This is a genomic window from Streptomyces sp. V4I8 (assembly GCF_041261225.1).
Lineage (GTDB): Bacteria > Actinomycetota > Actinomycetes > Streptomycetales > Streptomycetaceae > Streptomyces.
The window spans coordinates 6,952,646-6,971,827 of record NZ_JBGCCN010000001.1 but is presented as its reverse complement, the minus strand read 5'-3'; the positions used below and the strand labels follow the sequence as shown (position 1 = coordinate 6,971,827).

Here is a 19,182-nt window from a genome sequence, read left to right as displayed (position 1 = left end):
TAGGACGTCCTAGTAAATGTCGATGGGAGAACCGCCGTACGCGTCGGTACGGCGGTTGCGTCAGGCGTTGGCGACGGCCGGCGCCGGCCCGTTGACCAGCGGTTCGACCTCGGCGGTGACCTTGCGCTCGACGAAGAAGGCGGCGAAGGGAATCGTCCCGGAGAGCAGCACCCACAGCAGCTTGCCGAACGACCACTTGGCCTTGGAGCCGAGGTCGAAGGCGAAGACCAGGTAGATGATGTAGAGGAAACCGTGGACCTGGGAGACGGCGAAGGTGACGTCCTCGCCCTTGTCGAAGCCGTACTTGAACACCATGCAGGTGCACAGCACGAGCAGCATGACGGCGGTGACGTAGGCCATCACCCGGTAGCGGGTCAGGACGCTCTTCTTCATGCGTACGAGCGTAACCACCCGTTCCGGTAGATCTTGCCCCGGGCCCCGGGTCAGCTCTCTTCGAAGTCGTGTGCCGCCACTCGCAGGGGCCGCAGCATCGCGAAGATCTCCGCGCACTCCTCGGCGTCGTACACCCCGAGTCCGAAGTCCATGGCCATCAGGTCGCGGGTGGCCGCCTCGACGACCTCCCGGCCCTTCCCGGTGATGGAGGCGAGCGTGCCGCGCCCGTCGTTGGGGTTGGGCCGCTTGGCGACCAGGCCGGACCTGACCAGCCGGTCGACGGTGTTCGTCACGGACGTGGGATGCACCATGAGCCGCTCGCCGATCTTGGACATCGGCAGCTCGCCGGCCTTGGAGAAGTTGAGCAGCACCAGCGCCTCGTACCGCGCGAACGTCAGCCCGTACGGCTTGACCACGGAGTCGACCTCGGCGAGCAGGATCTGCTGTGCGCGCATGATCGAGGTGATGGCGGCCATGGACGGCACGTTTCCCCAGCGCTGCTTCCAGAGTTCGTCGGCGCGCGCGATGGGATCGAAGGGAAGACTGAGCGGCTTCGGCACGCGACCGACCTTACCGGCCGGTCACATGCCGGTCAGCCCTGTCTCGCCTTTCGGTCGGGCCGCCTACTCGGCCACCAGGTCCCTGATCCGGAAGACGGACGTCGACCGGTCGTCGTGCAGGCAGGCGTTCATCGGTCCGACCAGGGCCTGGTGATCGGGGTCGGTCCGCCACCGCTGGACTGACTCCAGGCTCTCCCACTCGCTGGTGAGCAGCCACCGGGCGGGATCGTCCAGGGAGCGGCACAGCTGTTCGCCGAGGTGTCCGGGGAAGCGCTCGGCGCGTTTCAGTACGGACTGGTAGGAGTCCACGAAGTCGGTCTCGCGTCCCTCCCGCACGTGGAGCAGTCGCATGACGCGCACACGTTCCATGGGTTGCACGGTGCTCCCGTCAGGACGGGTCGAGGACGACCGGGAGTTCCGCCAGCCCGCGGAAGGCGGGGAACGGCACGGTCATCCAGCGCGCCTCCTCCGGTGCCACGGCCAGGGTCATACGCGGGTAGCGGGCGAAGAGCGCGGTGAGGGCGAGCTGCATCTCCAGCCGGGCGAGCGGCGCGCCGATGCAGTAGTGCGGGCCGTAGCCGAAGGCGAGATGGGTCGCCTGGACGTTCGGGCGCTGGACGTCCATCTCGTCGGGCGCGGCGAACATCTCCGGGTCGCGGTTGGCCCCGGTGATCGAGATCTGGACGAGCGCACCCTTGGGGATGAGCGTGTCCCGGATCACGATGTCCTCCTTCGCGTGGCGGAAGGTGGAGTTCTCCACGGAGGTCTCGAACCGGAAGATCTCCTCGATGGCCGCGTTCATGGAGTTCGCGTCCCGGAGCGCCAGTTCCTTCTGGTCCGGCCGGCTGAGCAAGTGGTAGACGGCGTTGCCGATCTGGTACGCCGTCGACTTGTGGCCCGCGAAGAGGAGGACCCACGCCGTCGAGACGAGTTCGTGGTCGGTGAGCGCGCCTTCCTGGTCCTGGGCCGTGACGAGGGCGCTGAGCAGACCTCCGTCGGGTTCCTGCCGCTTTCGCGCGCACAGGTCGACGAGATAGTCGCGCAGATTTCCCTCGGCGATTTCCAGCTTCTTTCGTGCCTCCGGCCCGAAACCGGTCTGCGCGACGGTGGCGGACCATTCCTGAGCCTGCTTGCGCTCGTTCTCCGGGACGCCCAGGAGTTCACAGATCACATGCAGTGGCAGCGGGAAACAGAACTCCGGGAGCAGGTTCACCGCGCCCGACTTCGGGCAGGCATCGAGCAGTACGTCGGTGATCTGCTGGACGCGCGTCCGCAGCGATTCCACCCTTTTCGGAGTGAAGGTGCTGCCGACGATTCTCCGGAGCCTGGTGTGCTTCGGGGGGTCCGAGAAGAGCATGTTGTCGTCCAGCGCGATCGACGAGTCGCCGAAGATTCGGTGGTAGGCGTCGATGGCGCCGTACATGTCCTTGCTCAGCCGCGGATCGGCCAGGGCGGCCCGGGCGTCGTCATAACGCGTGATGAGGTACGTCTCGACACCGTGCGGCGGCGACAGCGGGCAGACCGGCGCGTTCTCCCTGAGCGTGGCGTACACGGGATGCGGGTTGGCCCGAAACTCCCGGGTGCAGTTCGAGGCCGCGGCCGCGGCCTCCTCGGGCGAGAGTGCCTCGGATTCCTCGGATGCGAATGCTTGCGTCATGACTGGTCCCCGGGTTCGGCGTGAATTTCCGTGGTCGGAGCCACAGTTTCCCGGGCGACACCGCGTCGCAAACGGTGCTGGTCCATATGGGTCGGCTCGCCGGATGACGTGTGTGTGGCAGTCCTCCTTGGTAAACATCGTCGACGTGAGCGGACACGAAGCGGAATCTGTACCAGTTCTCATCGTCGGCGGCTCCCTGGTGGGTCTTTCCACTTCGGTCTTCCTGGGGCGCCTCGGAATTGAGCACATGCTCGTGGAGCGGCATGCCGGGACATCCACGCACCCGCGCGGCCGCGGCAACAACGTGCGCACCATGGAGATTTACCGGACCGCCGGACTGGAGTCACGCATCCGGGAGGCGGCCCGCGTTCTCGCCGGGAACGACGGCATTCTGCAGGTGGACAGACTCACCGGGACGCAGCGCCGCTGGATCATCGGCGACATCTCCGGAGGCATGGACATCTCCCGGGTGAGCTCCGCCGACTGGTGCCTGTGCAGCCAGAACGACCTCGAACCGGTGCTGTTGGAGTACGCCCGCGAGCAGGGTGCCGACGTCCGCTTCAACTCGGAGATGCTCTCCTTCACGGAGCACGCGGACGGCGTACGGGCGCAGATCAGGAACCGGGAATCAGGCGAGACCCACACGGTGGACGCCGAGTACCTGGTGGCCGCCGACGGCCCCCGCAGTCCCGTCCGCAACCACCTGGGGATCGGCCAGTCGGGGCCGGGAGAGCTGTTCCACAACGTCAGCGTGACGTTCCGCAGCAAGACCCTGAAGAACCACGTCGGGGACCGGCGATTCGTCGTCTGTTACGTCACCGACCCGCAGGGCGAGGGCGCCTTGCTGCCGGTGGACAACAAGGAGCGATGGGTGATCCACGTTCCCTGGTACCCCGACCGGGGCGAGGAGCTGGAGGACTTCACCGACGAGCGGCTGGCGGCACACATCCGCGCCGCCGTCGGCACACCGGACATCGACGTCGAGATCACCGGCAAGGCCCCCTGGCACGCCTCGAAGCGGGTCGCCGACAGCTACGGCGCCGGCCGCGTCTTCCTGGCCGGCGACTCGGCCCACGAGATGCCGCCCACCGGGGCGTTCGGCTCCAACACCGGCATCCAGGACGCCCACAACCTCGCCTGGAAGCTCGCCGCGGTGCTGCACGGCTGGGCCTGTCCGTCGTTGCTCGACAGCTACGAGCTCGAACGACGGCCCGTAGCCCTGGCGACCGGCACGCGCGCGTGCGTGCAGGCGGCCGACGAACAGCACCCGGGGTTCAGCCCCGCCGCCGGACGCAACAACGACCCGGCGGACCTGATGACCGTCGCCCTCTGCTACCGGTACGCGTCGAACGCCGTGGTGGGCGCCAGCGCGGAGCAGGCGATCGTCCCCGACACCTTCCAGCTGGGGGGTGAGCCGGGGAGCCGTGCGCCCCACATGTGGGTCATGCGAGGGGACAGCAGGATCTCCACGCTCGACCTGTACGAGCGTTCCTTCGTGCTGCTCGCCGGGTCCGGCGGGCAGAAGTGGCGCAGCGCCGTGGAGAAGGCCTCCTTGAACCTGGGCGTCCCGGTCGAGGCGTATCTCGTGGGAACGGGACCCGACCACGACCTCGCCCCCGACACGGACGCCGACTGGGCGGAGCTGCACGGCACGGCCGAGGACGGTGCCCTGCTCGTACGCCCGGACGGATTCGTCGCCTGGCGGGCGGACGCCGCGATGCCGGACGCCGATCGCGTGCTGACGAACGTGCTGCAGAGCGTGCTCTGCCGCGACTGAACACCCTCTCCACACCCCACGACGAGGACGTTGTTATGACCCTTGCCGGACGCATCGACGTCCATCACCACTTCACCGCCCCGGCCTGGCTGGACTGGGCGGAGTCCCGAGGCGTCGTCAGCCGCGAGAAGCTCCCCTGGTGGACCCGCTGGGACCTGAACGCGGCGCTGGAGGTCATGGACAAGACGGGCATCGCCACCTCCGTCATGACCGTCGCGATGCTGGGCCGGCTGCGGGAGCGCGCCGAGCGCCAGGAGAGCGCCAGGGTCGCCCTGCGGGCCGCGGCCGACGTCGTCGAGGCCAACCCCGCCCGCTTCGCCTTCTTCACCCCGGTCTTCCTCGACGACCTGGAGCTCTCCTCGTGGAGCGTGCGCCACGGTCTCGACGAGCTCGGGGCGATCGGGGTGAGCACCCGGACCAGTGTCAACGGTGTCTTCCTCGGTGACGAGTCGCACGACCGTCTGCTGCGGGAGCTGAACGACCGGTCGGCGGTCATCAGCACGCACCCCATGGAGGTGGCGGCCGGCAAGGACGGCGCCGAGGGGCTGCCTGGGATGCCGCCGTTCGTGTGCGACTTCCTTCAGGACACCACGCGTGCGGCCATCAACCTCATCAGGAACGGCACCCTGGACCGCTATCCGAACCTCAGCTTCATCCTGCCGCACGGAGGGGGCTTCCTCCCCTACATGGCCACCCGGCTCGACCTCTTCGGCGGGCGGCTCAACCCCCCGATCGAGCCCGGCCGGGTCCGTGACTACCTCCACCGGTTCTACTTCGACACCGCCGGCCCCATGTCGCCCTCGGCCACGCCGACCCTGCTGGCCACGGTCGACCCCGACCGCATCCTCTTCGGCACCGACTGGCCGCCCACCCCGGCGCACGTCATCGTCGACAGCGTGACACCCGCGCTGGACAGCGACCCCTTCCTCTCGGAGCGGCAACTGCAGGCCATCAACCGGGAGAACGCGCTGCGGCTGATGCCGGGGCTCGCGCGTTCGTAGCGCTCACGCAACCGCGGAACTCGCACGACAAGGGCCGCCGCCCGCGCCGAGGAAGCGCGGGCGGCGGCCCTTGTCGTCCGGCTTCCCCGTGGTCAGCGTTCCCACTGGTAGAAGCAGCGCGCCATGGCGTCCTTCGGACTCCGCCAGGTCTCGGGGTCGTAGGGACTGACGAAGGCTTCGAGCCGCTTGCTGATGTCGACGAACTCGGGGTGTCCGGCCACCTTCGCGATGGCGGGTCCCGGGTCCTGCTCGGCCTCGATGAAGTGCATGTACACATCGCCGAACTGGAACAGGGAGCGCTTGGTCACCCCGACGAGGTGCGGGAGTTCGCCGCGGTCGGAGGCCGCGAAGACGTCGGCGATGTCCTTGGCCGACTGCGGGGCCATCCTGGCGACGATCAGTGCGTGGTGCATGCGTCCTCCACACGCTTGCGGATGAGCTCCATCTGGATGGGCGAGTTGCGGTTGATGATCTCCGTCATCCCGGCGTCGTCGACCGGGGCGTCGGGCTTCATGGCGAAGTCCTGCGTCCAGTGCATCCGGGTGCCGCGGGGGGTCTCCTCGTACTCCCACACGATGTTCATGTACTCGAAGGGGCCGGTCTCGACCCGGCGGGCACGGACGATGAGCTTCTCGCGGTCGGCGACCCGTTCCGACACCCAGCTCCACACCTTGCCGTTCTCGTCGGGGTGCATGGTCAGGCGGAAGGTCACCGTGTCGCCCTCGCGGGAGAGCACCTCGCAGGAGGCGTACTCGCTGAACAGCTGGGGCCAGCGGTCCAGGTCGTTCGTCATGTCCCAGACGAGGTCGACGGGTGCGGCGATGGTGATCTCGTTCTCGGTGTGTCCGGCCACTTCAGGCTCCTGTCGTGAGGGCGCCGTTGACGAGGTCGAGGAAGGCGCGGGGGCTCTTGCAGCGCTCGGCGTCGGTGGGCAGCGCCTGGCCGTGCCGGTTCTCCAGCTCGCCCACGATGCCGAGCAGGCCGAGCGAGTCCAGCCCGAACTCGCCGAAGGGTGTGTCCACCCGGCGTTCGAGTTCCTGCGGGTCGACGGTCACGCCGGCGGCCGTCTTCATCAGGGCGGCCAGGTCCTCGACGGTCACTTGGGTCACGTCCGTGGTCATACGGGTTCTCCTTGTTGTTCTGTCAGACGGCGCTTGCGGGGCCGCGACGCAACACGAGCGCCGCGTTGGAGCCCATGAGTCCCCGGCTGAGGACCAGGGCGGTGCGGAGCTCGGCCGGGCGGGCCTCGGCGGTCACCAGGTCGATGTCGTGGCAGATGTCGAAGACGCCCGGCGTCGGCGGTATCTGCCCGTGCTCCATGGCCTGCACCGCGGCCACGATGTCCAGCAGGGGTGCCCCGCAGTACGACCGCCCGATACCGGTCTTGGGGGCGGTCACCGGCACGCGGGTGCCGTGCGGGCCGAGGGCGTCGGCGAGGGCGAGCGCCTCCGCACGGTCCGCCTCGGGTACGCCCATCGCGTCGGCGAAGACCACGTCGATCTCCTCCGGTGCGCAGCCGGCCTCGTCGAGGGCGCCGCGAATGGCGTGCGCGAGGCCCTCCCGCGACCGGTCCCAGCGCGAGGCGCCGGTGAAGGTGGCGGCGTGTCCGGCCACGGTGGCCCGGATGGACACCTCCCGGCGCCGGGCCCGTTCCAGGTCCTCCACGACCAGTACGGCGCCGCCCTCGGCGGGTACGAAACCGCAGGCCGCCGAGGTGAAGGGGCGGTAGGCGCGGGTCGGGTCCTCGACGGTGCTGAGCTCGGGGTAGCCGAGCTGGCAGACCCCCGAGTAGGGGGCGAGCGGCGCCTCGGCGGCCCCGACCACGACCACGTCAGTCCCCCGGTGCACGGCCCGGGCGGCGTGCGCGACGGCGTCCAGGCCGCCCGCCTCGTCGCTGGCCACCACCCCGCAGGGGCCCTTGAAGCCCTTGCGGATGGAGATCTGGCCGGTGCTGGCCGCGTAGAACCAGGCGATGGACTGGTACGGCCCGACGAACCGGGATCCCTGTCCCCACAGCTTCTGCAGCTCCCGCTGGCCGAACTCACCGCCGCCGGACCCGGCCGCGGTCACCACACCGACGGAGTACGGCGAGTCGGCGGCGCTGCTGCTCAGCCCCGCGTCCTGCAGCGCGGCGTCGACGGCGGCCAGCGCGAAGTGGGTGAACTTGTCGGTCTGGACGAGGAAGGTCTCCTCGATGAGCGCCGACGGGTCGAATCCCCGGACCTCGCCGGCGACCCGCAGCGGAAGGTGCTCGCAGCCCTCCCGGGTGACCCGGTCCAGTACGCTCGCGCCCTCCTTGACGGACTTCCAGTAGGTGTCCGCGTCCAGGCCGTTGGGTGCGACCACACCGAGGCCGGTGACCGCGGTGGGCCGGGTGCGTTGACCGCTCATCGTCGTCTCCTCCCACTCGGCCCCGTCAGGAGCACCGCGGACTGGAACCCGCCGAAGCCGCTGCCCACGGAGAGCACGTTGTCGAGCCTGCGCGGGCGGGCGGTGCGCGGGACGTAGTCCAGGTCGCACTCGGGGTCCGGGGTCTCGTAGTTCGCTGTCGGCGGGACCACCTGGCGGGCCAGCGCGAGCACACAGGCGACGACCTCGATCGCGCCGATCGCGCCGAGCGAGTGGCCCACCATGGACTTGATGGAGCTCATGGGCGTGTCGTAGGCGTGGGCGCCCAGCGACTTCTTGACCGCTGCGGTCTCGTGCCGGTCGTTCTGGCGGGTGCCCGAGCCGTGCGCGTTGACGTAGTCGATCTCCGTGGGGTCCACGCGCGCGTGGTCGAGGGTGTCGTCGATGGCCCGGGCCATCTCCAGGCCCTCGCAGGTCAGTCCGGTCATGTGGTAGGCGTTGCCGAAGGTGGCGTAGCCGCCGATCTCGCAGTAGATGTGCGCGCCGCGCGCGCGGGCGTGCTCCAGCTCCTCCAGGACGAGTACGGCGGCGCCCTCACCCATGACGAAGCCGTCGCGCCGCGCGTCGAAGGGGCGGGAGGCGTGTGCCGGGTCGTCGTTGTTGGGTGACGTGGCCTTGATGGCGTCGAAGCAGGCCATGGTGATCGGGGAGATCGGGGAGTCCGAGGCCCCGGCTATGCAGATGTCGGCGCGGCCCTCCTCGATGGTGTGGAAGGCGTAGCCCACCGCGTCGAGTCCGGAGGTGCAGCCGGTGGACACGGTCTGCACCGGGCCCTGGGCGCCGAACCGCTCCGCGACGTCGGCCGCCAGTGTGCTGGGCGAGAACGCCCGGTGCAGCTGCGGGTCGGCGGCGCGGTGGTCGACGTCCCAGCGCTGTCCCCGTTCGCTGACCAGGACGTAGTCGTGCTCGAGTCGGGTCGTGCCGCCCACCGCGCTGCCCAGGGACACGGCCACCCGCCAGGGGTCCTCGGCACCGAAGTCGACACCGCTGTCGGCCACGGCCTCCTGGGCGGCGACGAGGGCGAACTGTATGTACCGGTCGGCGCGTTCGACGACGTCGGTGTCGAGGCCGTGCGCGAGGGGGTCGAAGTCGCACTCGGCGGCTATCCGGGACCGCAGGCCCTCGGGGTCGAACAGGGTGATGCCGCGGGTCGCGGTGCGGCCGTTCGAGAGGAGGTCCCAGAACGCCGACACCCCGATGCCGCCCGGGGCGACCACGCCTATGCCGGTGACCGCCACGCGCCGGGTCATGACAGCACCCCTGGGCGTTCCGGCTGCGCACCCTCCCCCTGGACGAGCGGGTACGCCTGGACGTCGTCGCTGATCTCCGGGGCCTCGGTGTCGACGTGGCCGAGCTTGGGGTTCGGCGCGAGGGGGCCCAGATGGAAGACCATGCGGGCTTCCTCGTCGCCGACGTTGCGGAAGCGGTGCCGCATGTCGATGGGGATCATGAGGCCCTGGTCGGAACGGAGGGGAAACGTTTCTCCGTCGAGATCGACCTCCAGCCGGCCCTCCACGACGTAGATGAACTCCTCGGAGTACGGGTGGTAGTGCTCGCTGATGCGTTCGCCCGGCCGGATGATGGCCAGGCCCATGAAGCCGCTCGTGGCACCCACCGTGACAGGGGTGAGCAGGGTGCGCAGGTCGCCGCCGCGCTTGCGGTTGGGCTCGATCTCTTTGAGGTCCACGACGCGCGGGCGCATCTTGTCCATGGTCTGTCTCCAGGTCGTTCGGTGGGGTGTGGGTCCCCGTGCGGGTCCCTGGGCGGGCCCCTGTGCGGTCAGGACTGCGCGGCCCTGCGGTCGGTGATCAGCGCCATGTCGGCGTGGGTCAGGAGGCGGGTCGCCTCCCGGTCGCGCCTGAGCGGTCCCTCGACGCCGAGGGCGTCGCCGTCGAGCAGCCGTGCCAGGACGGCGGCCTTCCTCGGGCCAAGGATGCCGAGCGCCATGACCGGATCGGCTTCGGGATCACCCCGTACGTCGATGAGGCGGACGACGATGTCCCCCCGCTGGAAGACGGTGCTGCGGTGCACGGGGCCGGCCGGGTCGGCCGCCGCGGTCTCGTCCTGGCGGGAGAGGAGCCGGGCCACCGCCATGCCGCAGCCCTCTTTGGCCGGGTAGTAGAGGGCGTGCCGCGTGAGGCCGGCCGGTTCCGGGCCGCCGCGCGCCACGTGGTGGACGGGCGGCATGGCGGCGCGGGCGAAGAAGGTCCGTGCGGACTCGGGGTCGGTGAGATCCCGGTGCTGCTCCAGATGCGGGTTGAGGGCCTCTTCGACGGCCCGGATCTCGGGCTGGCGGGAGACGTGGCGCAGCGCCGTCGTCAGGTCGCCCTCGACCTCGACGGTGCGTACGACCCGGTTGCCGTGCATGAACAGGGTGGTGCGGCGCAGGCGGGTGGTCTCGTTGACGCGGGCCTCGGGCGGGGCGTAGCCGGCGAGGATCTCGGCGACCTTGGACTCTGAGCCGGGCTTGACGGTGAAGGTCAGGGCATGGCGGATTACCCCGTCGCCCCTCCGTACGTCCTTCTGGAGTCCGCCGGTGTGGGGGCGGGCGCCGCCGGTCTCGCGGGCTCCCCCTGTCTCACGAGCGCCGCCGGTCTCGCGGACGATGCCGTACCGCAGCGAGCGGAGCTCGCGGGCGCAGCGTGTCAGGGGCCGGACCGTCTCGATGTGCTCGTCGCTGTTCACCCAGGCGTGGTACGGCGGGGCGGTGGCCCATTCGCTCGTGATGAGCCACTGGGACGGGTTCTCCACGGACTGGCACAGTTGGTCACCGAGGTGACCGGGAACCGACGCGACGCGGTCGCGCATCTGCTCGTACGCGTCCAGGAACTGTTGCTCGGCGCCTTCGTGAAGGTCGACCAGCAGAAGGACTCGCATCCTGGAGCCGTCGAACGCCGACTGGGATGTGTAGGGCGAAGTGGTCATCCGGCAGACCCTTCCTTCGCGGGAGCAAGCGGCGGCCGTCCTCGTCCACCAGCGCGAACGCGGGTTCCGGCCCTGAGCCTTCATCGTGGGTCAGGGCATAGGGGTCCGCGAGCCGCGCGGGCCAATTGAGGGAACTGGGCGCGAAGGGGTGCCCGGCGGGTTTCGACGCCTTGTCAGGCGGGGGCCGGGGGGTGGCATGTGGCTTGGGTGGGGCGCGGGTTGGTGGGGGTGCGGGGGTGGGGGTGCGCGGACATGCCTGCGGCGGCCCGTCTCGGTGAGTGGGGGCTGGTCGCGCCCACGCGGCGGTAGCCGCACATTCGACACAGCCCCGCGCCCCTGAGGTGCCTGCGGCGGCCCGTTGCGGTGTGTGGGGGTTCGCGTAGCGCGTGCGGGTGGTGGGTGGGTCGGGGCCGCGTCGGGGGGTGTCCGTCCTCGGTCCGGTGGCTGGCGTACTGCCGGGAGGTGCTGTTTCTTGACACCGGACTCTGCGGGCGGACACCCCCCGACGCGTCCCCTCACCGCCGTACGCGGCTGCCGCTTCGGGCTGAAGTCCCCGGTCGGGCGGGGGACTTGGATACGGCGTCTACTCGGCGAGGTGGCGCTCTACCGTCTCCACCTTGGAGGTGAGGGCGTCGGTCACGCCGGGGCGGATGTCGGCCTTGAGGACCAGGGAGACGCGGGGGGCGCGGGCCTCTACGGCGGCCACGGCTCGTCTGACCACGTCCATGACCTCGTCCCAGTCGCCCTCGATGGAGGTGAACATCGCGTCGGTGCGGTTGGGCAGGCCGGACTCGCGGACCACGCGGACGGCGTCGGCGACGTACTCCCCCACGTCCTCGCCGACGCCGAGGGGCGTCACGGAAAACGCGACGATCATGCGTTGACGATTCCTTCCTGGCGGGCGCGGGAGGCGATGACCGCGTCCTCGGCCTCGCGCTTGAGCTTGCGGTCGGCGAAGAAGCCGCCGGTCGGCAGGACGGAGAGGACGAAGTAGAGGGCCGCGGTCTTCAGGGGCCACTTGGCGCGGTTCCAGGCGTCCGCCCAGAAGATCACGTAGAGGATGAAGAGGATGCCGTGGACCGCGCCCATCACGGGTACCGCGTTGAAGTCCGTGGTCCGCTTCAGTACCGAGCAGACGAGCAGGAGCAGGAACGACACCGCCTCGGGGGCCGAGACGAGGCGGAGGCGGCGGAGGGCGGTGGCGGTCTTGATGTCCACGGGTCACCTTCGGTGGGATCGGTGGGAGAGAAGGGCGCTTGTGAACGCAAGCACAAACGCTCGCCCATTGTGGCAAACGTTTGGGGGTGGATGCGGGCGGGGGTCGGCCCTCAGGGTGCCGTCAGGGGTGAAGTCCACCCTCAGGATCTGTTGGCGGCGGGCGCCGCGGGCTACCTTCGCCCCGTGGCGATGTTCCGACTTCAGGGAAGCAAGGTGCTCGCCGTCGACATGACCGGGGACGCCGTGAAGGCGAAGAACGGCTCGATGGTCGCGTACGACGGGCAGATGGCCTTCAAGAAGATGAGCGGTGGCGGTGAGGGGCTGCGTGGCATGGTGACGCGGCGCCTGACCGGTGAGCAGATGACGGTGATGGAGGTGAAGGGCCACGGGACGTGCTGGTTCGCGGACCGGGCCTCCGAGATCAATCTCGTCAACCTCCAGGGCGACAAGCTGTACGTGGAGTCGAGCAATCTGCTGGCCACCGATGCGGGGCTGCGGACGGGGACCAGCTTTACGGGGATGCGTGGCGCCTCGCAGGGCAACGGGCTGTTCACGACCACGGTCGAGGGGCATGGGCAGGCGGCGATCATGTCGGACGGGCCGGCCGTGGTGCTCCGGGTCAGTTCGCAGTATCCGTTGACCGTCGATCCGGGGGCCTATGTGGCCCATCAGGGGAATCTGCGGCAGTCCTTCCAGTCCGGTGTGACCTTCCGCACGCTCATGGGCGAGGGCGGCGGCGAGGCCTTCCAGATCCGGTTCGAGGGGGACGGGCTGGTGTACGTACAGCCGAGCGAGCGGAACACGATCGCGGGGGACGTGTGAGATGGGCTTCCGTGAGGTCAACTCCAAGATGGTCGAGGCCGTGGTCGTGCCCGGGCAGCGGCTGTTCAGTCAGCGCGGGGCGATGCTCGCCTACAAGGGGGAGGTGTCCTTCACCCCGAACACGGCCGGCGGCCAGGGCGGGATCATGTCGATGATCGGGCGCCGGGTGGCGAACGAGGACACCCCGCTGATGAGCGTCGAGGGCAGCGGCACCGTGCTCTTCGGGCACGGCGGCCATCACATCCAGGTGATCAACCTCTCCGGCGACACCCTGTGCGTGGAGGCGGACCGCCTTCTCGCCTTCGAGGGCACGCTCCAGCAGGGCACGATGTTCCTCGGCTCGCAGGGCGGCGTCATGGGCATGGTCCGGGGCCAGATCAGCGGGCAGGGGCTGTTCACCACGACCCTCAAGGGGCACGGGGCGGTGGCTGTCATGGCGCATGGCGGGGTCTTCGAGATTCCGATCACCCCGGAGCGGCCCGTCCACGTCGATCCCCAGGCCTATGTCGCCCACCACGGCGACGTGCGCAACAAGCTGTCGACGGCGTTGGGCTGGCGGGACATGGTGGGGCGCGGCTCCGGCGAGGCCTTCCAGCTGGAGCTCAGCGGGAGCGGTGCGGTGTACGTCCAGGCGTCGGAGGAGAAGCTGTGAGCCCCTACGGAACCCCCGGCGGCGGAGCCTTGGGCGGCCCCGTCGTCCTGGACCCGACGACGCTGCCCTCCGACGACAACGTCAACGCCTACACCTTCTGCGTGGAGCTCAAGGGGAGCCAGTGGTTCCTGCAGAAGGGGAAGATGATCGCCTACTACGGCTCGATGGAGTTCAACGGCGTCGGGCACGGCCGACTCGACCGTCTTGTCCGTACGTCCTTTCATTCGCCTCTGCACGCGAGCGACTGGGTCGTGGCGGAGGGCTCGGGGAAAATGCTGCTGGCCGACCGGGCCTTCGACGTGAACTCGTACGACCTCGAAGACGGCAATCTGACCATTCGCTCGGGCAACCTTCTCGCTTTTCAGCCAAGTCTCGCCCTCAAGCAATCGATCGTGCCGGGTTTTCTGACACTGATCGGAACCGGAAAGTTCGTGGCCGCATCTAACGGTCCAGTGGTGTTCATGGAACCCCCGATCCGGGTGGACCCGCAGGCCCTCGTCGGCTGGGCCGACTGCCCGTCGCCGTGCCACCACTACGACCATGGCTATATGACCGGCGTAATGGGCGGTCTACGTGCACTGACAGGCCTCGGCGGGGCCTCCGGAGAGGAGCATCAGTTCGAGTTCGTCGGAGCCGGTACGGTCCTGCTCCAGTCGACCGAGACCCTGATGGCCGAGCAGGCCACGGGGGCGGTTCCGCCGGAGGCCGGAGTGCCGGGTGCCGGCGGGACGCACACAGGCCCTTCACAGACGGCCGGGACACAGCGCCTTCCCGGACAGCTGGGAGACCTCCAGCGTCGCTTCGGGCTGTGAGCGGTAGTCTGCGGAGTGTGACATCGAACGTGTGCGCACACAGGGATGTCACAGAAAACCCTCGCTAGTTCGCCTTTCAACTTTTTAGGTAGACTTCATTCATGGAGACCGAGACGGCCACCCACTGGCTGACCGATGCGGAGCAGTGCGCCTGGCGCACCCACCTGGAGGTCAACAGGCTCTTGACGTACCAGCTCGAAAAGGACCTGCAGCCGTTCGGCCTGACAATGAACGACTACGAGATCCTGGTGAATCTCTCCGAGTCCGAGGACGTACGGATGCGGATGAGCGACCTCGCGTCGGCCACCCTCCAGTCCAAGAGCCGCCTCTCCCACCAGATCACCCGGATGGAGAACGCGAACCTGGTCCGGCGTGAGAACTGCGAGTCCGACCGCCGCGGGCTCTACGCGGTCCTCACCGAGCACGGTATGGAGACCATGCAGAAGGTCGCGCCGCATCATGTGGCATCGGTGCGGAGGCACTTCATCGACCTGCTGGCCCCCGAGTCCATGACAGAGCTCGACAAGGCCCTCAAGCCCATCGCGGAGCACCTGCGCGGCCAGCGGGGGCGCCCGTAACCCGGACAGGCCCTAGTTAGCCTGCGGCAGGCGGAGTTCGAACAGGGCTCCGCCCGCCGGCGCCCTGCCCACGGTGAGCGTGCCACCGTGCCGTACGGCGACGTCGCGGGCGATGGCCAGGCCCAGTCCGGCGCCGCCGTCGTCGCGGCTACGGGCCTCGTCCAGCCGTACGAACCGCTCGAAGATCCGCTCCCGGTCGGCCTCGGCCACCCCGTCCCCGTCGTCGGCGACGGCCACCACGGCCCGGTCCCCCTCCTGCCGGACGGTCACGGTGACCGCCGAGCGGGCGTGCCGCCGGGCGTTGTCCAGCAGGTTGGTGAGCACCCGCCCCACCTGCGCCCGTGACCCGGCCACCTCCACGACCCGCGCGTCCACGGTCACGCCCGCGCGCCCCTCGGCCTGTTCGCGGGCGAGCGCGCCCAGGTCGAACCGCGTGTCGCCGGGCCGCTCTCCCGCGTCCAGACGGGCGAGCAGCAGCAGATCGGCCGCGAGGCCCTGGAGCCGTACGGTGTCCTCCACGGCGCCGTCGAGGTCGAGCAACTCGGGGTGGGCGGCGCCCACTTCGAGCTGGGTGCGCAGGGACGCGATCGGGCTGCGCAGTTCGTGCGAGGCGTCCGCGACGAAGCTGCGCTGGCGCTCCACCGAGGTCTGGAGCGCGGCCAGCGTCTCGTTCGTGGTCAGCGCGAGACGGGCGACCTCGTCGTGCGTGTCCGGCACCGGCACACGGCGCGCGAGGTCCTCGGACGCGGTGATCGCGGCCATCTCGGTGCGGATGCCCTCCACCGGGCGCAGGGCGCGCCGGGTGACCAGCCAGGTGACGCCCGCGACGACGGCGAGCAGCAGCGGGAAGCCGATCAGCATGACGGTCAACGCCGTCCGGACGGCGCCCTGTTCGGCGGAGAGGGGCGCGCCCGCGTACACGGTGAGCCGGCCCCGGCCCTCGACCTCGACGTGGACCTTGGCGAAGCGGTAGTCGTCGGTCTCGCCGTCGAGCGTGGCGGTGCCGTTGGTGAAGCTGGTGTGCTCGCTGATCTCGCCCGGTTCGAGGGATTCCAGGGCCGAGTCGTCGTCGGCTTCGTCGTCGGAGTCCTCACCGCTCTCGGCCCGGCCGGGCGAGGTCTGCGGCTGGGGCCGCACCGCCGTGCTGCCGGTGCCGCTGATCCGCTCCAGGTCATCGCTGGCCGCGAGCAGGTTGTGGTTGTCGTCGAGGACCTGGACGGGCTCGTCGTTGTCCACCGACAGCGGCTGGTCGGGCCGCTTGAGGGCGATGTCGGTGGCGACGGCCCGTGCGGTGTGTTCCGCCTCCGTGCCGGCCTGCCCGACCAGGTTGGACCTCAGCGACAGCAGTACGGCGGTCCCGGCCGCGACCAGCGCGACGGCGACCACCAGGGTGGCGGCCAGCGTCGCCCGGGACCGGACGGAACCGAACACAGGGCCCCTCACGGCGTCGCCTCCGCTCTCTCCAGCCGGTAACCGGCCCCGCGCACCGTCCGGATGAGCCCGGCGCTCAGCTTGCGCCGCAGCGTGCTGATGTACACCTCGACGATGTTCGGATCTCCCTCATAGGCGAAGTCCCAGACGTGCTCCAGGATCTCCGCCTTGGACACCACCTCCCCGGCCCGCACCACGAGTTGCTCCAGGACCGCGAACTCCTTGGTGGTGAGGACCACTTCGCCGTCGCCGAGGAAGACCCGGCGGGCGGCGGTGTCGACCTTGAGGTCCCCGTGGACATGCACGGGCGAGGCCCCGGCCCCCTGTCCCCCGCGTCGCAGCAGCGCCTTCACGCGGGCGACGAGGACGACGTACGAGAACGGCTTGGTGAGGTAGTCGTCGGCGCCGGTGTCCAGCCCCTCGGCCTCGTCGTACTCGCCGTCCTTGGCGGTGAGCATCAGGATCGGCACGTCGTGGCCGGCGGCGCGCAGGGCGGCGCAGACGCGGTAGCCGTTCATGCCGGGCAGCATGATGTCGAGGATCACGAGGTCGTACGACCCCTCCGAGGCCCGGTACAGACCCTCCCGGCCGTCGTGGACGACGTCCACGGCGTACCCCTCGGCCGTCAGGCCTTTGGCGAGCGACAGGGCCAGCCGCTTCTCGTCCTCCACGATCAACAGGCGCATGCGTAAAGGTTCGCAAAGCGAAGCTGAAGATCTCTTCAGGGGGCTTCAGGTTCCGCTCAGCGTCGGTTCGGCAGATTGGTCCTCGTCGAAACGAAGTCATACGAACCGACGTGAAACGTGATCACCCGGGAGGGAACCCCATGAAGCGCAACATCGTCATCGCCACCGTCGCCGCCGCGGCCCTGATCGGAGGCGGCACCGTCGCGGCCTACGCGTCCGGTGACGACGACAGCGCACCCACGCAGCGTCAGTCCGGCATCCGGGTCACCGACGACCGGGACGACAGCGCGGAGGACGCGGCGGACGACAAGGCGGACAGGGCGGACGACGCCGCCGACGACCGGGGCGACGACGCCACGGACGACCGTACGGCAGCCGCCGCCAAGGTCACCGCCGACGACGCGATCGCGGCCGCGCTGAAGCACACGCCGGGCACGGCCGTCGCCGCCGACCTGGACGACGACCGCTCGAATGTCTGGGAGGTCAACGTCGTGCAGGGCGACGGCACCGACCACGACGTCCGGGTCTCCGCGGACAACGGCAAGGTCCTCGGCGCCCAGCGCGACGACGATGACGACAACGACGGCCGCGAGGACCTCACCGCGCTGAAGGGCGCGAGCGTGGACGCCCGTGAAGCCGCCGAAGCCGCGGCGGCGAACGGCACCGTCACCGACGTCGACCTCGACGACGACGGCCCCGCGGCCTGGAGCGTGGAGACCACGAAGGGCGAGTGGAAGGTCGACCTCAAGACGGGCAAGGTCACCCAGGACCACGACGACGCCCAGGACGACCGGAACGGTCAGGACGACCGCGACGGCGACGACGACTGACGTCGGGCCCGCTGCACCGCACCTCCGTCCCCCACTGGCTCAGGGGCGCCCCCTCACGGGTGGCGCCCCTCGCCGCCGCAAGCGTGGAAGCCCACGACAGCCGCGGCGGCGACGGCCATCAGGCCGCCCGCACGGCACCCCCGTCCCCCACCTCCCCCATGTCCTCCACCTCAGGGGCGCGCCCGTCACGGGTGGCGCCCCTCGTCACGGCCACGGCCACCGCCGCGAGCAGCGTCACCGCACCGGTCGCCGCGAAGCACCATCCCGTCGGCAGCCGTCCGACCAGCGCCCCGGCGACCGCGGTGCCTGCCGTACCCCCGGCGTTGACGGCGGTGTTCACCCAGGCCCCGGCCTGGACCCGGGCCTCGGGGGCGGCGGCCTCGTCGGCGATGAGATACGCCGTGGTGATCGCCGGGGCCACGAAGAGCCCGGCGACCGCCATGGCCGTCGCGAGTGTGCCGATTCCCGGGGCCAGTCCCGCGCCGAGCAGTGCCAGGCCCAGGCCGGCGGCCAGCAGCGCCAGCCGTTGCCCTGCCGCGATGCGCCACACGACGGCCCCGTTGGCGAGTCCGCCGACGGCGCTTCCGGCCGACAGGGCGGCCAGCACCCAGGCCACGCTCTCACTGCCGTGGCCACGCCCTTCGGCGAACGCCACGACCAGCAGTTCGACGGCCCCCAGCGCGAGCCCGACCCCCGCGGCGGCGATCACGGGCCGCCCGATCCCACGCAGGGCCCGACGCCGGCCCTTGCCGCGCGCCCTCGCCGCCTTCGCGTCGCCGGGCGTCAGATCCCGCACCGGGGGCGAGGCCACGAACCCAGCCGTCCCGGCCGCGATCAGCACCGCTCCGACGACGATCCCGAGCGCCGGCGGGGCGAACCCGACGATCACGCCGACCAGCAACGGGCCCGAGACGAAGAGCAGTTCCTCGGCGACGGCGTCCAGGCTGTAGGCGCGCTGCAGCAGCGCCTTGTCGGGGGCCAGCCGGGCGAACACGGCCCGCATGGTGGGCCCCAGCGGCGGGGTGCAGGCCCCCGCGGCGGCGGTCACGGCGCCCAGCGCGAGCGGCGAGGCGACGCCCGGACGCCAGACGATCACCGTCAACAACCCGAGCAGCGCGGTGTAGGCCGCGACCATCGGCACGAGCGCCCGGCGCGGCCCGAACCGGTCGATCAGGGCCGCTCTCGCGGGCGACAGGAAGACGCTGGTCCCGGAGAACAGCGCCATCACGAAGCCCGCCACCGCGTACGACCCGGTGGCCCGGGTCACGGCGAGCATCACGGCCAGCGGGACGATGCCGTACGACAGCCTGCCCAGCAGGGCGGCGGCGAAGGTGCGGCGGGCGTACGGGATCCGGAGAACGGCGGCATACGAAGGCCGCACGACAGACGTGGAAGACACGGAAGTTCCTCGACTCGAGGCGAAAAAGGGGA

The 19,182-nt window shown here is 70.2% G+C and carries 23 protein-coding genes; 7 read left to right on the top strand and 16 right to left on the bottom strand.

Going from position 1 to position 19,182, the window contains the following annotated elements; genetic code table 11:
* Nucleotides 1–60: 60 nt before the first annotated feature.
* The 4 genes from ABIE67_RS31810 to ABIE67_RS31795 form a co-directional block, all read right to left on the bottom strand.
* Nucleotides 61–393: a DUF3817 domain-containing protein gene (locus ABIE67_RS31810; RefSeq protein ID WP_370264820.1), complete on the bottom strand. Its 333-nt coding sequence runs from the start codon at nt 391–393 to the stop codon at nt 61–63.
* A gap of 50 nt (nt 394–443) precedes the next feature.
* Nucleotides 444–953: a MarR family winged helix-turn-helix transcriptional regulator gene (locus ABIE67_RS31805; protein WP_370264819.1), complete on the bottom strand. Its 510-nt coding sequence runs from the start codon at nt 951–953 to the stop codon at nt 444–446.
* 63 nt (nt 954–1,016) lie between these two features.
* Nucleotides 1,017–1,322: an antibiotic biosynthesis monooxygenase gene (locus tag ABIE67_RS31800; RefSeq protein ID WP_370264818.1), complete on the bottom strand. Its 306-nt coding sequence runs from the start codon at nt 1,320–1,322 to the stop codon at nt 1,017–1,019.
* Nucleotides 1,323–1,341: 19 nt separating this feature from the next.
* Nucleotides 1,342–2,610 carry a cytochrome P450 gene (locus tag ABIE67_RS31795; protein WP_370264817.1) on the bottom strand — a complete coding sequence of 423 codons (1,269 nt, stop codon included), beginning with the start codon at nt 2,608–2,610 and terminating at the stop codon, nt 1,342–1,344.
* 103 nt (nt 2,611–2,713) lie between these two features.
* Here ABIE67_RS31795 and ABIE67_RS31790 point away from each other — a divergent pair, with 103 nt between their 5' ends.
* Both ABIE67_RS31790 and ABIE67_RS31785 read left to right on the top strand, forming a co-directional pair.
* The gene (locus ABIE67_RS31790) at nt 2,714–4,387 is read left to right on the top strand and encodes an FAD-dependent oxidoreductase (protein ID WP_370264816.1); all 1,674 of its coding nucleotides are present in this window, start codon (nt 2,714–2,716) and stop codon (nt 4,385–4,387) included.
* A gap of 35 nt (nt 4,388–4,422) precedes the next feature.
* Nucleotides 4,423–5,388 (top strand): amidohydrolase family protein, encoded by a 966-nt coding sequence (locus ABIE67_RS31785; RefSeq protein WP_370264815.1) that lies wholly within the window; start codon nt 4,423–4,425, stop codon nt 5,386–5,388.
* Nucleotides 5,389–5,480: 92 nt separating this feature from the next.
* On the opposite strand, the gene ABIE67_RS31780 is transcribed toward ABIE67_RS31785, so the two are convergent.
* The 9 genes from ABIE67_RS31780 to ABIE67_RS31740 all read right to left on the bottom strand — a co-directional run bounded on the left by ABIE67_RS31780 (nt 5,481) and on the right by ABIE67_RS31740 (nt 11,940).
* Nucleotides 5,481–5,801, bottom strand: a complete 321-nt coding sequence (locus ABIE67_RS31780) for a TcmI family type II polyketide cyclase (protein WP_370264813.1) — start codon at nt 5,799–5,801, stop codon at nt 5,481–5,483.
* Nucleotides 5,786–6,241, bottom strand: coding sequence for an SRPBCC family protein (locus ABIE67_RS31775; RefSeq protein ID WP_370264812.1), 456 nt, complete (start codon nt 6,239–6,241; stop codon nt 5,786–5,788). Before ABIE67_RS31775 ends, ABIE67_RS31780 begins: the two co-directional genes overlap by 16 nt.
* Before the next feature lies 1 nt (nt 6,242).
* Nucleotides 6,243–6,509, bottom strand: a complete 267-nt coding sequence (locus tag ABIE67_RS31770) for an acyl carrier protein (RefSeq protein WP_370264811.1) — start codon at nt 6,507–6,509, stop codon at nt 6,243–6,245.
* Between the two features lie 22 nt (nt 6,510–6,531).
* Entirely contained in the window at nt 6,532–7,779 is a 1,248-nt protein-coding gene (locus ABIE67_RS31765) for a ketosynthase chain-length factor (RefSeq protein WP_370264810.1), read from the bottom strand.
* Entirely contained in the window at nt 7,776–9,047 is a 1,272-nt protein-coding gene (locus tag ABIE67_RS31760; protein ID WP_370264809.1) for a beta-ketoacyl synthase, read from the bottom strand. The genes ABIE67_RS31765 and ABIE67_RS31760 overlap by 4 nt, the downstream gene beginning before the upstream one ends.
* Nucleotides 9,044–9,508, bottom strand: a complete 465-nt coding sequence (locus ABIE67_RS31755) for a cupin domain-containing protein (RefSeq protein WP_370264808.1) — start codon at nt 9,506–9,508, stop codon at nt 9,044–9,046. Before ABIE67_RS31755 ends, ABIE67_RS31760 begins: the two co-directional genes overlap by 4 nt.
* A 68-nt stretch (nt 9,509–9,576) precedes the next feature.
* Nucleotides 9,577–10,722 (bottom strand): SchA/CurD-like domain-containing protein, encoded by a 1,146-nt coding sequence (locus tag ABIE67_RS31750; RefSeq protein WP_370264807.1) that lies wholly within the window; start codon nt 10,720–10,722, stop codon nt 9,577–9,579.
* 583 nt (nt 10,723–11,305) lie between these two features.
* Nucleotides 11,306–11,599, bottom strand: coding sequence for an MTH1187 family thiamine-binding protein (locus ABIE67_RS31745; protein ID WP_370264806.1), 294 nt, complete (start codon nt 11,597–11,599; stop codon nt 11,306–11,308).
* Entirely contained in the window at nt 11,596–11,940 is a 345-nt protein-coding gene (locus tag ABIE67_RS31740; RefSeq protein ID WP_370264805.1) for a DUF3817 domain-containing protein, read from the bottom strand. The genes ABIE67_RS31745 and ABIE67_RS31740 overlap by 4 nt, the downstream gene beginning before the upstream one ends.
* 189 nt (nt 11,941–12,129) lie before the next feature.
* Here ABIE67_RS31740 and ABIE67_RS31735 point away from each other — a divergent pair, with 189 nt between their 5' ends.
* The 4 genes from ABIE67_RS31735 (at nt 12,130) to ABIE67_RS31720 (ending at nt 14,804) form a co-directional block, all read left to right on the top strand.
* Nucleotides 12,130–12,762, top strand: coding sequence for an AIM24 family protein (locus ABIE67_RS31735; RefSeq protein ID WP_062718476.1), 633 nt, complete (start codon nt 12,130–12,132; stop codon nt 12,760–12,762).
* Nucleotide 12,763: 1 nt separating this feature from the next.
* A complete protein-coding gene (locus ABIE67_RS31730) occupies nt 12,764–13,414 on the top strand; it encodes an AIM24 family protein (RefSeq protein WP_370264804.1) in 651 nt (216 codons plus the stop codon).
* Nucleotides 13,411–14,226 carry an AIM24 family protein gene (locus ABIE67_RS31725; protein ID WP_370264803.1) on the top strand — a complete coding sequence of 272 codons (816 nt, stop codon included), beginning with the start codon at nt 13,411–13,413 and terminating at the stop codon, nt 14,224–14,226. Before ABIE67_RS31730 ends, ABIE67_RS31725 begins: the two co-directional genes overlap by 4 nt.
* Before the next feature lie 101 nt (nt 14,227–14,327).
* The gene (locus ABIE67_RS31720) at nt 14,328–14,804 is read left to right on the top strand and encodes a MarR family winged helix-turn-helix transcriptional regulator (protein WP_370264802.1); all 477 of its coding nucleotides are present in this window, start codon (nt 14,328–14,330) and stop codon (nt 14,802–14,804) included.
* A gap of 12 nt (nt 14,805–14,816) precedes the next feature.
* Here the strand turns inward: ABIE67_RS31720 and ABIE67_RS31715 are convergent, their stop codons facing one another.
* Both ABIE67_RS31715 and ABIE67_RS31710 read right to left on the bottom strand, forming a co-directional pair.
* Nucleotides 14,817–16,247, bottom strand: a complete 1,431-nt coding sequence (locus ABIE67_RS31715) for a sensor histidine kinase (RefSeq protein ID WP_370264801.1) — start codon at nt 16,245–16,247, stop codon at nt 14,817–14,819.
* Complete coding sequence (locus tag ABIE67_RS31710; protein WP_370264800.1) at nt 16,244–16,921, bottom strand: response regulator transcription factor; 678 nt, start codon at nt 16,919–16,921, stop codon at nt 16,244–16,246. Before ABIE67_RS31710 ends, ABIE67_RS31715 begins: the two co-directional genes overlap by 4 nt.
* A gap of 140 nt (nt 16,922–17,061) precedes the next feature.
* Here ABIE67_RS31710 and ABIE67_RS31705 point away from each other — a divergent pair, with 140 nt between their 5' ends.
* A complete protein-coding gene (locus ABIE67_RS31705) occupies nt 17,062–17,751 on the top strand; it encodes a PepSY domain-containing protein (protein WP_370264799.1) in 690 nt (229 codons plus the stop codon).
* Nucleotides 17,752–17,869: 118 nt separating this feature from the next.
* Here the strand turns inward: ABIE67_RS31705 and ABIE67_RS31700 are convergent, their stop codons facing one another.
* The gene (locus ABIE67_RS31700) at nt 17,870–19,150 is read right to left on the bottom strand and encodes an MFS transporter (protein ID WP_370264798.1); all 1,281 of its coding nucleotides are present in this window, start codon (nt 19,148–19,150) and stop codon (nt 17,870–17,872) included.
* Nucleotides 19,151–19,182 lie beyond the last annotated feature (32 nt).

Coding starts and splice junctions, on each gene's coding strand:
- ABIE67_RS31810 (WP_370264820.1), bottom strand. CDS start 393: ATGAAGAAGAGCGTCCTGACCCGCTACCGGGTGATGGCCTACGTCACC.
- ABIE67_RS31800 (WP_370264818.1), bottom strand. CDS start 1,322: ATGGAACGTGTGCGCGTCATGCGACTGCTCCACGTGCGGGAGGGACGC.
- ABIE67_RS31795 (WP_370264817.1), bottom strand. CDS start 2,610: ATGACGCAAGCATTCGCATCCGAGGAATCCGAGGCACTCTCGCCCGAG.
- ABIE67_RS31790 (WP_370264816.1), top strand. CDS start 2,714: ATGACGTGTGTGTGGCAGTCCTCCTTGGTAAACATCGTCGACGTGAGC.
- ABIE67_RS31785 (WP_370264815.1), top strand. CDS start 4,423: ATGACCCTTGCCGGACGCATCGACGTCCATCACCACTTCACCGCCCCG.
- ABIE67_RS31780 (WP_370264813.1), bottom strand. CDS start 5,801: ATGCACCACGCACTGATCGTCGCCAGGATGGCCCCGCAGTCGGCCAAG.
- ABIE67_RS31770 (WP_370264811.1), bottom strand. CDS start 6,509: ATGACCACGGACGTGACCCAAGTGACCGTCGAGGACCTGGCCGCCCTG.
- ABIE67_RS31765 (WP_370264810.1), bottom strand. CDS start 7,779: ATGAGCGGTCAACGCACCCGGCCCACCGCGGTCACCGGCCTCGGTGTG.
- ABIE67_RS31760 (WP_370264809.1), bottom strand. CDS start 9,047: ATGACCCGGCGCGTGGCGGTCACCGGCATAGGCGTGGTCGCCCCGGGC.
- ABIE67_RS31755 (WP_370264808.1), bottom strand. CDS start 9,508: ATGGACAAGATGCGCCCGCGCGTCGTGGACCTCAAAGAGATCGAGCCC.
- ABIE67_RS31750 (WP_370264807.1), bottom strand. CDS start 10,722: ATGACCACTTCGCCCTACACATCCCAGTCGGCGTTCGACGGCTCCAGG.
- ABIE67_RS31745 (WP_370264806.1), bottom strand. CDS start 11,599: ATGATCGTCGCGTTTTCCGTGACGCCCCTCGGCGTCGGCGAGGACGTG.
- ABIE67_RS31735 (WP_062718476.1), top strand. CDS start 12,130: ATGTTCCGACTTCAGGGAAGCAAGGTGCTCGCCGTCGACATGACCGGG.
- ABIE67_RS31730 (WP_370264804.1), top strand. CDS start 12,764: ATGGGCTTCCGTGAGGTCAACTCCAAGATGGTCGAGGCCGTGGTCGTG.
- ABIE67_RS31720 (WP_370264802.1), top strand. CDS start 14,328: ATGGAGACCGAGACGGCCACCCACTGGCTGACCGATGCGGAGCAGTGC.
- ABIE67_RS31710 (WP_370264800.1), bottom strand. CDS start 16,921: ATGCGCCTGTTGATCGTGGAGGACGAGAAGCGGCTGGCCCTGTCGCTC.
- ABIE67_RS31705 (WP_370264799.1), top strand. CDS start 17,062: ATGAAGCGCAACATCGTCATCGCCACCGTCGCCGCCGCGGCCCTGATC.